The sequence below is a fragment of the Peribacillus sp. FSL M8-0224 genome, assembly GCF_038003055.1.
Lineage (GTDB): Bacteria > Bacillota > Bacilli > Bacillales > DSM-1321 > Peribacillus > Peribacillus frigoritolerans.
Genome location: NZ_JBBOOJ010000001.1, coordinates 401,108 through 414,010 on the forward strand (window position 1 = coordinate 401,108; position 12,903 = coordinate 414,010).

At 42.0% G+C, this 12,903-nt stretch carries 14 protein-coding genes, 1 pseudogene and 1 riboswitch; of the genes and pseudogenes, 10 read left to right on the forward strand and 5 right to left on the reverse strand.

The features are described 5' to 3' along the window. Positions 1-109 precede the first annotated feature (109 nt). The 6 genes from MKX49_RS01965 (at position 110) to MKX49_RS01990 (ending at position 6,077) form a co-directional block, all read left to right on the forward strand. Complete coding sequence (locus MKX49_RS01965) at positions 110-1,249, forward strand: zinc-dependent alcohol dehydrogenase (protein ID WP_340874528.1); 1,140 nt, start codon at positions 110-112, stop codon at positions 1,247-1,249. 325 nt (positions 1,250-1,574) lie between these two features. Then, positions 1,575-2,027 carry a hypothetical protein gene (locus tag MKX49_RS01970; protein WP_336865347.1) on the forward strand — a complete coding sequence of 151 codons (453 nt, stop codon included), beginning with the start codon at positions 1,575-1,577 and terminating at the stop codon, positions 2,025-2,027. A gap of 222 nt (positions 2,028-2,249) precedes the next feature. Continuing rightward, the gene (locus MKX49_RS01975; RefSeq protein WP_340874530.1) at positions 2,250-2,795 is read left to right on the forward strand and encodes a histidine phosphatase family protein; all 546 of its coding nucleotides are present in this window, start codon (positions 2,250-2,252) and stop codon (positions 2,793-2,795) included. A 152-nt stretch (positions 2,796-2,947) separates the two neighbouring features. Next, positions 2,948-3,736 (forward strand): HAD family hydrolase, encoded by a 789-nt coding sequence (locus MKX49_RS01980; protein WP_054400534.1) that lies wholly within the window; start codon positions 2,948-2,950, stop codon positions 3,734-3,736. Positions 3,737-3,852: 116 nt separating this feature from the next. Next, a riboswitch (TPP riboswitch) is annotated at positions 3,853-3,967 on the forward strand. A gap of 135 nt (positions 3,968-4,102) precedes the next feature. Next, a complete protein-coding gene (thiC, locus tag MKX49_RS01985; protein ID WP_048684249.1) occupies positions 4,103-5,884 on the forward strand; it encodes a phosphomethylpyrimidine synthase ThiC in 1,782 nt (593 codons plus the stop codon). Between the two features lie 22 nt (positions 5,885-5,906). After that, entirely contained in the window at positions 5,907-6,077 is a 171-nt protein-coding gene (locus MKX49_RS01990) for a hypothetical protein (protein ID WP_153246124.1), read from the forward strand. 90 nt (positions 6,078-6,167) lie between these two features. On the opposite strand, the pseudogene MKX49_RS01995 reads toward MKX49_RS01990, so the two are convergent. Together MKX49_RS01995 and MKX49_RS02000 are read right to left on the reverse strand one after the other, a co-directional pair. Continuing rightward, positions 6,168-6,677: pseudogene (locus MKX49_RS01995) on the reverse strand (DUF3231 family protein). Between the two features lie 99 nt (positions 6,678-6,776). Beyond that, entirely contained in the window at positions 6,777-6,920 is a 144-nt protein-coding gene (locus MKX49_RS02000) for a hypothetical protein (RefSeq protein WP_174878762.1), read from the reverse strand. A gap of 178 nt (positions 6,921-7,098) precedes the next feature. Between MKX49_RS02000 and MKX49_RS02005 the strand changes: the two genes are divergently transcribed. Then, positions 7,099-7,731, forward strand: coding sequence for a spore coat protein (locus MKX49_RS02005; RefSeq protein WP_323598951.1), 633 nt, complete (start codon positions 7,099-7,101; stop codon positions 7,729-7,731). A 56-nt stretch (positions 7,732-7,787) separates the two neighbouring features. Here the strand turns inward: MKX49_RS02005 and MKX49_RS02010 are convergent, their stop codons facing one another. The 3 genes from MKX49_RS02010 to MKX49_RS02020 all read right to left on the reverse strand — a co-directional run bounded on the left by MKX49_RS02010 (position 7,788) and on the right by MKX49_RS02020 (position 9,556). Continuing rightward, complete coding sequence (locus tag MKX49_RS02010) at positions 7,788-8,153, reverse strand: carboxymuconolactone decarboxylase family protein (protein WP_034305272.1); 366 nt, start codon at positions 8,151-8,153, stop codon at positions 7,788-7,790. Between the two features lie 112 nt (positions 8,154-8,265). Then, on the reverse strand, positions 8,266-8,991 hold the full coding sequence (locus MKX49_RS02015; RefSeq protein WP_445670154.1) for a cytochrome c oxidase assembly protein: 726 nt from the start codon (positions 8,989-8,991) through the stop codon (positions 8,266-8,268). A 46-nt stretch (positions 8,992-9,037) separates the two neighbouring features. Further along, positions 9,038-9,556 (reverse strand): DUF2243 domain-containing protein, encoded by a 519-nt coding sequence (locus MKX49_RS02020; protein ID WP_063596621.1) that lies wholly within the window; start codon positions 9,554-9,556, stop codon positions 9,038-9,040. A 265-nt stretch (positions 9,557-9,821) separates the two neighbouring features. Here MKX49_RS02020 and MKX49_RS02025 point away from each other — a divergent pair, with 265 nt between their 5' ends. From MKX49_RS02025 to MKX49_RS02035, 3 genes are all read left to right on the forward strand, one after another. Beyond that, positions 9,822-10,667 carry a manganese catalase family protein gene (locus MKX49_RS02025; protein WP_239860326.1) on the forward strand — a complete coding sequence of 282 codons (846 nt, stop codon included), beginning with the start codon at positions 9,822-9,824 and terminating at the stop codon, positions 10,665-10,667. A gap of 179 nt (positions 10,668-10,846) precedes the next feature. Further along, positions 10,847-11,827 carry an NAD(P)H-quinone oxidoreductase gene (locus tag MKX49_RS02030; protein ID WP_340874546.1) on the forward strand — a complete coding sequence of 327 codons (981 nt, stop codon included), beginning with the start codon at positions 10,847-10,849 and terminating at the stop codon, positions 11,825-11,827. 198 nt (positions 11,828-12,025) lie between these two features. Continuing rightward, positions 12,026-12,793: an arylamine N-acetyltransferase family protein gene (locus MKX49_RS02035; RefSeq protein ID WP_251541046.1), complete on the forward strand. Its 768-nt coding sequence runs from the start codon at positions 12,026-12,028 to the stop codon at positions 12,791-12,793. Positions 12,794-12,903: the final 110 nt, after the last annotated feature.

A 12,903-nucleotide genomic window follows, 5' to 3' on the forward strand; every position in this document is an offset into this window, starting at 1 on the left:
GGTGCAGCATAATGGGCGATTAATTCTTGGGGAAATTAGATGTCCATAGGCTTAGTGGTCTTTCGGATGGGTATATAAAATAAATCAAGAATATTTTAGGAGGTAGATTATGAAGGCTGTAACTTTTCAAGGAGCAAAAGATATACAAGTAAAACAAGTTGAAGATCCGAAACTTCAGCAAAAGGATGATATCATCGTCCGAGTGACTTCAACAGCTATATGCGGGTCCGACCTCCATATATATCAGGGTGCTTTGCCGACGCATAAAGATTATGTCATTGGCCATGAACCGATGGGCATCATAGAAGAAGTGGGTCCGGAAGTGACAAAGGTGAAAAAAGGGGACAGGGTTGTCCTGCCTTTCAACATTTCTTGCGGGCACTGTTATTATTGTGAACATGATATGGAGAGTCAATGTGATAATTCCAACCCTAATGAAGCGGTGGATACAGGCGGGTACTTTGGTTTTACGGAACGATATGGGAACTATCCAGGCGGGCAGGCAGAATATTTAAGGGTACCATATGGAAACTTCATGCCGTTTATCATCCCAGAGTCATGTGAACTAGAAGATGAGGCGCTTTTGTTCATGTCCGATGTGCTGCCTACCGCATATTGGAGTGTAGAGAACGCTGGCGTCAATAAAGATGATACGGTAGCGGTATTGGGCTGTGGGCCGATTGGCTTGATGGCTCAGAAGTTCGCTTGGATGAAAGGAGCAAAAAGGGTCATTGCCATCGATAATCTTCCTTATCGACTCAATAAGGCTAAACAGATGAATAAGGTAGAGGCGTATAACTTCGATCAGTATAACGATATGGGCAGCTACATTAAGGAAATCACTTCTGGCGGGGCCGATGTGGTCATAGATTGTGTGGGAATGGATGGCAAGAAATCGACGTTCGAGGCGATTGAGCAAAAGCTGAAACTTCAGGGCGGAACGTTAAGTGCGATCGAGATTGCCCTTAACGCCGTACGTAAATTCGGCACGATCCAATTGACTGGCGTATACGGATCGAAATATAATATGTTCCCATTAGGCAATTTATTTGAGCGGAACATTAACCTGAAAATGGGACAAGCACCGGTCATTCACTACATGCCCAAGCTTTTTGATAAAATCACGGCTGGAGAGTTCGATCCTACGGAAATCATATCCCATAAAGTCCCTCTCGAAAAAGCGAGTGAGGCTTATCAAATCTTTAACGATCATGAAGATGAATGTATTAAAGTGGTGCTAAAGCCATAATGTGAAGCTATAAAAATCCAATGCCCCTGAGCTGCATTGGATTTTTTAGTTGAGTTCATAAATAGATCAAAGTGTATGGTGCATGATCGATAAACGTATAAATGACGCGTGATAAATGCTCATCATACCCGTGAACTGAGGAAATCAGGGTTACACTGTTTTTTTTTACTATGATGCCGTTTAAAGGGGATTCCGAGAAAGTGACGATTGACCCTTCCGATGATGATGGAGAGATGCAGTGCCGAGTGATCTTGAATAAGGGTTTTTGGTAAGGGAATGGAGTATTTATATTATATAATGATAGTGACAAAAGGAGGATGTTCAGATGGTATATAACTCGGCAGCAGAACTTTGTGAAGGGTTTGGTTATCCGCCCGTTCACGTTAAATTGACGATAGAGATCATCGATAAGAGATTGGGACCTGTAAAGGCAGAAGCGGAGATAGCCATCAAGCCTGTTAAGGCAAAGGGATATCTGGAAGTATTGGTGGAAGAATTGGAATCGGAGCATATCTTTGCCGATGAAAATGGCAGTATCTATGGCAGCTTTGGCATCGATCAAAGCATCCAGATATATGATGAAATCCTGACTACCATTCCGTTCGAAGAGATAATGGGAAATGAAAATTGGAAAGAGACAGTTGAGGAATCCATCACGGCGGATAAACTAAAGGAACAACTGGGGAAATCCCTAAATGATTATCAATTCAGTGATTTGAGCGGGAAATATAAATTCAGGAAAAGATGTACGATAACAGAACTCCAATTCATAGATTAAACGAAAGGAGAAGGCGATATGCTTTCTCTTTTTTACATATGGCCATGATATTTTTCCTTATGATAATTAAATGCTTGCAGTGACACAATCTGTGAGAACCTTTGACCAGGTTTTAATGGTTTCAACTTGCATTTATTATATTGCTTTACATAGGTTAATATATTGTTAAGGGCTTTTATAAGAAATAGAAACGAATATTTTAAAAGATAAAAAGGAGAATATATGAAAATTGGTTTGGTACGGCATTTTAAGGTGGCACATGAATTTCCTACTGGGAAATCTGTGACGGCGGATGATATGAAGCAATGGTTTGTGGACTATGATGCAGCGGATATTATTTATGGAACGACTTTATTTGGCGTGGAGGAATGGCAGGAATGTTATTGCAGTGATATGTCGAGAGCCGTCAAGACAGCGGAACACATCTATCCAGGCACGGTTCATCGGATGGAGGAGCTGCGGGAAATACCTTCGCCCCCTTTGAGAGGAAGGATTAAGCTGCCGTTCATCCTTTGGGCCATCTGGATTCGCTGCTGCTCGGTGATCAACAAGCAGACAAGGGCGGAAATTAAGATTGCAGAGCAAAGAATCAATAAAGTATTGGATGAAGTCTTTGCAAAGGGGGAAAGGAATGTTCTGATCGTGAGTCATGCCGCCCTCATGGTATATATGAGGAAAGAGCTGATCCGACGGGGGTTCACCGGTCCAAAGTTCAAGATTGCCAGTAATGGAAAATTGTATATATTTGAAAGCGGAAAAGGGAAATGAATATATGGTTCCCCACCGGAAAAGGTAAGCCATTTTGCGAAGAAAGAGGCAGGCATTTTCCGAATAGTTATTCTTTTTTTATTGGTTGTGGTTTATTATTGTAATAGTGTAATTTTTACGAATTCAATATTGGGGAAAGAGGGGTGGACATTTTGCTGAAGGCAGTTTTTTTTGATTTAGATGATACATTACTATGGGATCAGAAAAGTGTAAAAGAAGCTTTTGTGGCCACATGCGAAGTTGCCAAGGAGAAATATGGTCTGAATGTCGACGAGTTTGAAGAAGCGGTGCGGAAGGAAGCGCGTGATCTTTATTCTTCTTACGATACATATGCATTCACTCAAATGATCGGAATCAACCCATTTGAGGGACTATGGGGGAATTTTCAGGATGATCATGATGAATTCCGGAAGATGGCCGGGATTGCACCGGCTTATCGGAAAGAAGCGTGGACGAGGGGCTTGAAGGCATTAGGGATCGATGACCCGGAATTTGGGCTTGAACTGGCAGAACGTTTCCCGGCCGAAAGACGCAAAAAGCCATTTATCTATGAAGAAACATTCCGTGTTCTGGATGAATTAAAAGGGAAGTACAAATTGCTATTGCTAACGAACGGATCTCCTGAACTGCAAAATACCAAACTTGAAATAACGCCTGAACTGGTTCCTTATTTCGACCAAATCGTGATTTCAGGCGCATTTGGACGAGGTAAACCGGATGCCTCCATTTTTGAGCACGCTTTGGAAATCATGGAGCTTGATAAGGATGAAGTATTGATGGTCGGCGATAATTTAATGACCGATATCCTTGGAGCATCACGGGTAGGCATAAAGTCGGTTTGGATAAATCGCCATGATAAGGAACGGAATGAAGTGCTTCCAACCTATGAAATCAAGCATTTAGAGGAGCTTTTCCCTATCCTTGAGAGCCTGGGGAATTAATTGGCGGTCCTCCTCCAAATAACAAATTTTAAATGATTGCAGAGAAAATATTAGGTCTTTCAAATTATTTACAGAATGAAAAGGGTGAGATATAGTTACCCTGTAATCAATTAAATTATTCAGACTAGGGGTGTCCAATAAAAGTTGGGCTGAGAGAGAAGCGCTTAAGCTTCTTAACCCTCAGGACCTGATCTGGTTCATACCAGCGTGGGGAAGTTAGAATCTACTAAACGATGACATTTCAATCGGTCATTTCTGTAGTCATACTAACGTTAGCCGGGTCTTAAATATGAGACCTGGCTTTTTCGTGCGAAATGGATTGGATTTTGTCCTTTTTAAATGAACTTAAAAAGGAGAAATGAAATCATGAAGAGTAATTCAGTAAATGACATGAACGTTTCAATTATGTCCAGTTTTGCCGGGAGTAAAAAAGTGTATGTTGAGGGATCTAGACCCGATATTAAAGTACCTATGCGTGAAATTGAGCTAAGTCCGACAACAGGGGCATTCGGCGAAGAGGAGAATCCGCCTTTACGTGTATATGATACAAGCGGCTTCTATACGGATTCAGAATATCCGATTGATATTCATAAAGGCCTTGCCCCGATTAGACGCAGCTGGGTTCTGGAACGGGAAGATGTTGAAGAGTATGAAGGGCGTGAAATAAAGCCTGAAGATAACGGATATAGAAAAGTGGAGTCACAATCCAATGCCGAAGTTTTTCCGGGATTGAAAAGAAAACCATTGCGTGCGGTGAAAGGGAAAAACGTAACCCAGCTCCATTATGCCCGCAAAGGGATCATTACTCCAGAAATGGAGTTCATTTCGATCAGGGAAAATGTAGCCCCTGAGTTTGTAAGGGAAGAGGTAGCTAGCGGGCGGGCAATCATTCCGGCAAATATTAACCATCCTGAAAGTGAGCCCATGATCATCGGACGTAATTTTCACGTGAAGATAAATGCGAATATAGGAAATTCAGCTGTCAGTTCATCGATCGAAGCTGAAGTGGAGAAAATGACTTGGGCTACACGATGGGGTGCAGACAACATAATGGATCTTTCCACAGGAAAGAATATTCACACGACGCGGGAATGGATTATCAGGAATTCACCTGTGCCGGTTGGGACGGTTCCGATATATCAAGCATTGGAAAAAGTGAATGGGGTCGCGGAAGATTTAAATTGGGAAGTTTTCCGGGATACATTAATCGAGCAGGCTGAGCAAGGTGTCGATTACTTCACCATACACGCTGGTGTACTTTTGCGATACATCCCCATGACAGCAAAGCGAGTTACGGGTATTGTTTCCCGGGGAGGCTCCATCATGGCACAATGGTGCTTGGCCCACCACCAAGAAAGTTTTCTCTATACACACTTTGAAGAGATTTGTGAAATCATGAAGACGTATGATGTTTCTTTCTCATTAGGTGACGGTCTCCGTCCGGGATCCATTGCAGATGCAAACGATGAGGCACAATTTGCGGAATTGGAAACACTTGGGGAATTGACGAAGATTGCTTGGAAGCACGACGTTCAAGTCATGGTGGAGGGACCCGGCCACGTACCGATGCATTTGATTAAAGAAAATATGGATAAGCAGCTGGAAGTCTGTCAAGAAGCACCATTCTATACCCTGGGACCATTGACGACGGATATAGCTCCTGGATACGACCATATCACTTCTGCGATTGGTGCTGCCATGATTGGATGGTTTGGAACTGCCATGCTTTGCTATGTGACACCGAAAGAGCATTTGGGACTGCCGAATAAAGAGGATGTTCGGGTAGGGGTCATTACTTATAAAATTGCAGCACACGCAGCTGATCTTGCAAAAGGCCATCCGCAGGCAAGAAAACGGGATGATGCCCTTTCGAAGGCTAGATTCGAATTCCGTTGGAGAGATCAATTCAATCTTTCCCTTGATCCTGAAAGGGCGGTTGAGTATCACGATGAAACTCTTCCGGCAGAAGGGGCCAAAACAGCCCATTTCTGTTCAATGTGCGGACCGAAATTCTGCAGTATGAGAATCTCTCAGGACATTCGTGATTTGGCGAAGGAAAAGGGTCTGGGTTTTGAGTCGGTAATCGATGAAGGGCTTAAAGAAAAAGCGAATGAATTTAGGAAAACGGATGGGGAAATCTATCAATGATTCCGACGAGAGGGAGAATTCGATGAATCGGGTAATCCAGATAAAAGTTGAAATGAAACAGTTGGAAACTCAATTGGAGCAGCTGAAAAGGGAGCTGAACATTTTTCGGGAGAATTGTAACCATGAATTTGTGAAAAATGATTATAGTCAACAATGTACAAAGTGCCACTTGATCGAAAGTCTGCAATGGTAATGATTCCATAATCGTCCTTATGGAATGACTCCCTTAATCATGTTGGACATTCAATCACAAAACATGATTAAGGGGATCTTTCATTACTATTTACATACTTGTTTTATTAATATGAAGAGGAGGAGGGACAAGCCATCCTTTTTCCTTATTCAATCTAAGGAAGTCAGCACCCAATGCAGCTTTGTTGGTATGGAATTGCGCAAACATCTGTGCAATATCCTCGCGGATGCATTGACCCATCATTTGGCTGCAAGCAACTAATCCTGCATTAATATCGATTGATACTGAAGCGGAGATTTCAGGATCTTGAAGACGTGCCCCGACGGGAATATCCTCCAAATTAGCTTTAGGCCTTTCAGGTGGTGAGGGAGGCAGTCCTACGTTATTTTATTTTAATAATGATTCAAGTTGGTCATGTTCCTGTTTTTCTTGATTGATCACTTCAACAAGCAATTTATGCAGGTCCTTGTCGCCAGTATGATTAAGCATGGTTTGATGACAGGCAATCAACCCTTTTGTAGTGGTTAGAAATGCCCATGTTCCAAATACCTCTCCGTAATGCATAGGCTCATCTTTCGGATTTCCGCTTAAAATTCCCATAACCATCCTCCTTGAAATTCATTAACGCATTTAAGTTACCCTGAATTCATCCAAGCATGCATCGTTGATGTTTGGGAAAGGTTAGAGGGCTTTTAATGCTTACCCTTTTATTCCTTGCAGCCATTCTTGATAACATTCATCACAGAGCATTTCATTTCTATCCGTGTCAGTAACTTGAAATGTTACGACATGGATTTTTTTTTCTTCCGTGACATCACTACAATAGAAGCATTGATGTGTCATTAGAAATCCTCCCATGTATATAAAGTGTTTATAGTTTAAAGCGCCACGGTTTTTTTATACAGAAAAAATGGTTCAGCAGCTTATTGGTCTTCTTGGAAGAGTTTAGACTGAATAATCCGGTTGGGGTTTAACATACTAAACGTGTTCGCTTGATTGATAAAATGAGGAGGGAAATACAATGCAAAACCAAAATCAACAAGGTCAAGTACACCAGAACATGCAAACGGGTGCCATTCCCCCACAATTGAATCACGGTGGTCACGAAGTATTCGATGTACATGAAGTGCTGTCGGGAGCGATTGGTACTTTAAACACGTATACTCTTTTGCGTCAGCATGTCCAAGATCAGGAATTACTCGACATTCTGGATCGTCAATATCAGTTCATCCAAGATGAATATAATATTTCATTGGAGTGCTTCCAAACGGGCCAGGATCCTTCTAAACCGACTCAGAGCTACAAAATGAATCAAGGTAACGATTTTATATATGGATTGACACCGACTCAGCCAAAGAAACCTTTGCAATCCGTATCGGAAATTACGGATGAATGCATTTCAGGCTTGATGCTTGGAGCTGTTAAGTCTGCAGCATCCATGAAGGCGATGGCAGCGCTTGAAATAACGAATCCGGTGGTTCGCCGCGTATTTGCAGATTCCGTTCCGAACTGCATTGAAATGGCTTATGAGATTTCGATATATCAAAACAAACATCATTATTACCAAGTTCCTCAGCTTGCACAGCAGGATATGCAGCAAATGATGAATTCGTATGCCCCCGCACAAGGAAATAACAACAACATGAGTCATTAAAAGCATTTTTAAGAACATAAAGAAGGGATAGGACTGATTCTCCTATCCCTTCTTTATCATTGTTTCATCTGATTTATTTCCTGAATGCATTCCTGGACGAGGGTAACAGCCTGACTCATGGTTGCTCCTCCGCCAAATGCCGCGGTCACACCAATTGCTTCAAGAATTTCTTGTTCGGAACAGCCTTGATCAAGACATCCTTTTGTATGATAGATAATACAGTATTCATCTTGTGAATATAAGCTTATTCCTAGTGCGATAAGCTGTTTTTCTTTCTTGGACAATTGACCTTCTTTAAAGCACTCTTCCGTAAACGAATTGAATTTCTCAGCAAGATCTGGCATTTTATGCGTAAAGACACCGATTCCAGCTTTATAATCACGAAGAGCATTTTCAGTAGAATTATTCGCTTCATATTCCATTTTTCATTCAGCTCCATCAAAAAATTTTTTCATCAAAAATTAGTATGAGCTAAATGTTGGACGATTAAACAGAAACGCAGGAGTTTACCGAAGTAATCGTGGAACCGCCTTCCTACAAGGCTAGTGACCCCTTGGGCCGGGTGGCTTTGAACCATTGATAGCAAAGGATGCATATAAGTGCAACGTCAATCGCATCACCGGCATAGTACATTAACATTCCGCCATTTTCCGCTTGTACCTTGGTGACTCCGCTTGGCGGGTGGGCAAAAATATATTTAGAAAGGATATCATGGCCGGCCAGTGAAACTGTAAATACGATAGCTCGAAACAAGAAGCTGAACCTGTGGGGGGCAGGGTCCATATAAATCATAGACGCAGTGAATAGATAGCCAGCTATGAACACGTGAAAATGCACGAATGCATGCAGAAGGGCATTCTGATGCATCAACCCGTACAGACCAGTCGTATAAAGGATCCAAAGCCCTCCAATATTAAGCGCAGCGGCAGTGATTGGATTGCTTAAAAACCGCAGCGGCCAACTTTTCAACACCTTTGAAAGGCTTCTTGCTGATTGTACCTCAAGTGTTCGCAGTGCAAGCGTAATGGGTGCAGCAAGCACGAGCAGGATGGGTGCAATCATTCCAAGCAGTAAATGACCAACCATATGCGCCGTGAAGTCCATATGCGCGCGATTGGCTATTGGGCCTATGATTGCAGAGGCTGCACAGAGAGTGCCAAGAATCCAAAAGAAGGTACGGTATAAAGGCCATTTTTTATAGCGGCGGTTCGAAATGATGGCAGCTGCGATATAAATCACTATAACCAGCATGAGTAGCATCAATAAAATCGGTTCAAAACCAGTTCCATTATCATGAATATGTCCATTACTGTGCATTGCTGGCGTCTTCTTTCATTTTAAGTAAGCTGCGCCTTGTTTGAATGACGAGGGTAATGCCGATCAAGATCATGATTGTGGCAGCAATGTTCCAAGTCAAGTCGTATGGGAAAATATCGACATTGTAACGGATTTGATGGAGGCGCATGAGCTTGTGCTGGATGATTCCGTCATATAACTGGAAAGAACCTGCCCCGAGCAAAACTCCCCCAATCCACCTTTTCAGCCATAATCCCTTTCGACGGCGAAGGTCAGCGAACATGAATAACGACCCGACCGTTGCGAACCAGCTTAGAGCATGAAATAAACCATCCGAGACAAGCCCGATACTGGTTGTGGACTTGTCATAGAAATGGTGCCAATGTAATAGTTGATGAAAGATGGCTTCATCGATGAAAGCAACCAATCCGATCCCGAATAGAAAACCGGACCATAAGTTACGAGCGGAATAAGTATAACGTAGTTCTGAAATGGATTGATCTCTTTGATTTCGAGGCTTGAAATCCATTTTCCATCCTCCTTTTTCCTATATATGGTTCTTTCTACTTTACCCTGTATTTTAAAGTTATAGACAGGTAAATGGACCTTTTATATATCTTATTTATTGAGGGATTCATAGCACAAAGAAATCCTTGGCTTTTTAGTTCAGTCATCAATGTTAATGGTATGTAAATTTCTTCTAATTATTGTTCATTATAACTGAATTATGGTTTTAAGCATGTACAGGCGGGTAATAAAAAACCGTACATCATATAAAAAAAGGAGGAGTTAATATGTTTCGCCATCAAAAAGAATTGCAATTTGAAGTTAAGGTAGATCGACCAGATCCGATGCTTGCCCGTCAAATTCAGGAAGTGTTAGGTGGACAGTTTGGGGAAATGACTGTCATGATGCAATATCTTTTTCAGGGATTTAACTGTCGTGGAGAAGAAAAATACAAAGATATGCTGATGGATATCGGTACAGAGGAAATTGGACATGTAGAGATGCTTTGTTCACTCATTAGTCAATTGCTTGATGGCGCTTCTCCGGAAGATCAAGCAGAAGCCGCAAAAGATCCTGCTACAGCAGCGATCATGGGTGGTATCAATCCCCAGCATTTGCTCGTAAGCGGTCTTGGCGGACTGCCAACCAACTCGAATGGGGTGCCTTGGAACGGATCTTATATCGTAGCCAGCGGAAATTTATTAGCGGACATGCGATCCAATCTGCATGCTGAAAGCCAAGGACGCCTTCAAGTGGCCCGTTTATATCATATGACCAAAGATGAAGGGGTACGTGCTACCTTCCGTAAAATGTTAGCCCGTGATCGTTACCACCAATATCAATGGATGGCGGCCATTGCAGAACTTGAAGAAAAAAATGGCGTGGTTGTTCCCGCATCATTCCCACCGGAAGCGGAAATGGAATCTCAACCGGAAGCGTACGAATTCTGGAACTTGTCGGAAGGTAATGAATCGGCAGACGGCCTGTGGGCAAAAGGAAGCGCCCCAGATGGTACGGGAGATTTTGTTTATGTAGCTGAACCAGTTGCAAAAGGACAGATTCCTAACCCTAAGGTTCCGGCAGCACAATTGCATCATGACCTGGATAGAAGTCAATCGCTTAATAAAAGGTAATAAAAACTTTTCAAAAAAAGCTCGATGGCCCTGAAGGGGACATCGGCTTTTTTATTCTATCTTGTTTGCAAAACCTAATTATTTGCTTGTGGATATTTTTTGGAGTAGGATAGTTTCCATCTTCAAGACAAACCATTTTAAAAGGATGGTCACTAATTTAATGGTAAGGAGTGGGGCAAATGAAAGCAGTAGTGGTTAAAGAACCGGGTGGTGCAGAACAATTACTATTAAAAGATTTTTCAAAGCCCGTGCCCGGTAAAGGGGAAATATTAATAAAGGTTAAAGCCTCTGCGATAAATAGAACGGATATTGTTTCCCGGGAAGGAAAATCCGGTTATATGGCCAATCCAATATTGGGGATTGAAGTTTCTGGGGAAGTGGTGGAAACAGGGGAAGGTGCAAATATACAAACGGGGACGAGGGTGATGGGCCTGGTAAACGGCGGCGGTTATGCTCAATATGCCTTGATGCCGGCTGATCGTGCAATGAAGATTCCGGATAACCTGTCATTTGAAGAAGCGGCAGCGATACCTGAGGTATTCTTGACTGCGTACCAAACCTTGTTTTGGTTAGGTGAATTGACGGATCAAGAAACGGTATTGATTCATGCTGGCGGAAGCGGTGTAGGCACTGCAGCTATCCAACTGGCAAAAAAACTGACAAAAGCGAAAATCATCACTACAGCCGGCTCAAAGGAAAAATTGGATTTCTGTCACTCACTAGGAGCGGATATCTGTATCAACTATAAAGAACAATCTTTTGATGAGGAAATCCTGAAAGCTACAAATAATCAAGGAGTGGATGTTATCCTGGATTTCATCGGTGCTTCTTACTGGGAGAAAAACCTTAAAAGCATAAAAACTGATGGACGATGGGTATTTATAGGCATTCTAGGCGGAACGGTAGTCGAGAAGGTGAACCTGATGGAACTTCTCTTAAAAAGAGTTCAATTAAAAGGCACTCTACTAACTCCTCGGAGTGATGAATATAAAAAAGAGTTAACGGAAGAATTCGTTAAAAAGGCAATGCCGTTGTTCCGCAAAAATGAAATCAAGGCAATCGTGGACCATGTCTTCCCTTTTGAAGAGGTACAAAGAGCGCATGAACATATGGAAGCCAATAAGAATGTAGGTAAAATCATCTTACAGATTAATGAATGATTAAAGAAAAACTGCCTCGGTGCATGAATGGGGGAGGTTGCCCAGGATTAAGACTTGATTGGGCGACTTCTTTTCAGGTGATGAGGAAAAGGTGGAGCTGATGGCAGATTGATTGAAGAAAGAAATATGGACAAAGTATAATGAATATATACAAAGTCAAGATACGCTTCGCCGGTATCTGTCTAAGGGGGAATCTTAATGAATGAACTGAATGCATTATTCAGGAAAAGAATAGGGCTCCAGGAAGATGTGAAACTGACATTTGAGAAATTAGACGAAATTCTGGATAAGACAGCGAAAACCATTCCTTTTGAAAACTTATCAATCATGGCATCCCATCTGAGTGATATCGATAAAGCGAATATCATGAACAAAGTCCTCGTGAGGAATGAGGGGGGATTATGCTATGAATTGAATTCAGCCCTTTATTTTTTCCTGATGGAAAATGACTTTGATGTATCTTTGGCTCGTGGTGTCATCTATAATCAGGGGTGGATGACCATAGGAAGGACACATGTCACCATTCTATTGAACCATGAGGGCCAAACCTATTTGATTGATACGGGTTTTGGCGGGAATCTGCCATTAAAACCAGTTCCGTTGAACGGAGAAACGGTCGTTTCCCGAAATGGCGAATTCAGGATAAAAAAAGAAAGTACCGACCATGGAGATCATATCCTTGAATTAAAACTGAAACATAAAGATCGCGATTGGAGAATAGGCTATGCTTTCGATTCTTCACAACCCGTGGGAAATGTAGCGGAACTTAATGAGGTCCAAACAATCATCAGGGAAAATCCCCAATCACCATTCAATAAGCATCCATTAATCACCCGTTTGACAAACAGCGGGAACATCACTTTAACCGATACTTCCTTTACACAGTGGGAAAATGGAAAAGTGACGAAAGAAGAAATAGATGGAGCACGATTTAAAGAGTTACTGAAACAGCACTTCGATAGATAGTGGAAAAAGATCTGAATATCAAAGGCATCCTTATCGAAAGATTGTCCATTCTTGACAGTTTTTTTATGAATTGTATGATCATTCCATGGGATGTCATTGATATGCAAGAC

Excerpts from the sequence above, each read along its gene's own strand:
- MKX49_RS01965 (WP_340874528.1), top strand. The coding sequence starts at position 110 with ATGAAGGCTGTAACTTTTCAAGGAGCAAAAGATATACAAGTAAAACAA.
- MKX49_RS01970 (WP_336865347.1), top strand. The coding sequence starts at position 1,575 with ATGGTATATAACTCGGCAGCAGAACTTTGTGAAGGGTTTGGTTATCCG.
- MKX49_RS01975 (WP_340874530.1), top strand. The coding sequence starts at position 2,250 with ATGAAAATTGGTTTGGTACGGCATTTTAAGGTGGCACATGAATTTCCT.
- thiC (WP_048684249.1), top strand. The coding sequence starts at position 4,103 with ATGAAGAGTAATTCAGTAAATGACATGAACGTTTCAATTATGTCCAGT.
- MKX49_RS01990 (WP_153246124.1), top strand. The coding sequence starts at position 5,907 with ATGAATCGGGTAATCCAGATAAAAGTTGAAATGAAACAGTTGGAAACT.
- MKX49_RS02000 (WP_174878762.1), bottom strand. The coding sequence starts at position 6,920 with ATGACACATCAATGCTTCTATTGTAGTGATGTCACGGAAGAAAAAAAA.
- MKX49_RS02005 (WP_323598951.1), top strand. The coding sequence starts at position 7,099 with ATGCAAAACCAAAATCAACAAGGTCAAGTACACCAGAACATGCAAACG.
- MKX49_RS02010 (WP_034305272.1), bottom strand. The coding sequence starts at position 8,153 with ATGGAATATGAAGCGAATAATTCTACTGAAAATGCTCTTCGTGATTAT.
- MKX49_RS02015 (WP_445670154.1), bottom strand. The coding sequence starts at position 8,991 with ATGCTACTCATGCTGGTTATAGTGATTTATATCGCAGCTGCCATCATT.
- MKX49_RS02020 (WP_063596621.1), bottom strand. The coding sequence starts at position 9,556 with ATGGATTTCAAGCCTCGAAATCAAAGAGATCAATCCATTTCAGAACTA.
- MKX49_RS02025 (WP_239860326.1), top strand. The coding sequence starts at position 9,822 with ATGTTTCGCCATCAAAAAGAATTGCAATTTGAAGTTAAGGTAGATCGA.
- MKX49_RS02030 (WP_340874546.1), top strand. The coding sequence starts at position 10,847 with ATGAAAGCAGTAGTGGTTAAAGAACCGGGTGGTGCAGAACAATTACTA.
- MKX49_RS02035 (WP_251541046.1), top strand. The coding sequence starts at position 12,026 with ATGAATGAACTGAATGCATTATTCAGGAAAAGAATAGGGCTCCAGGAA.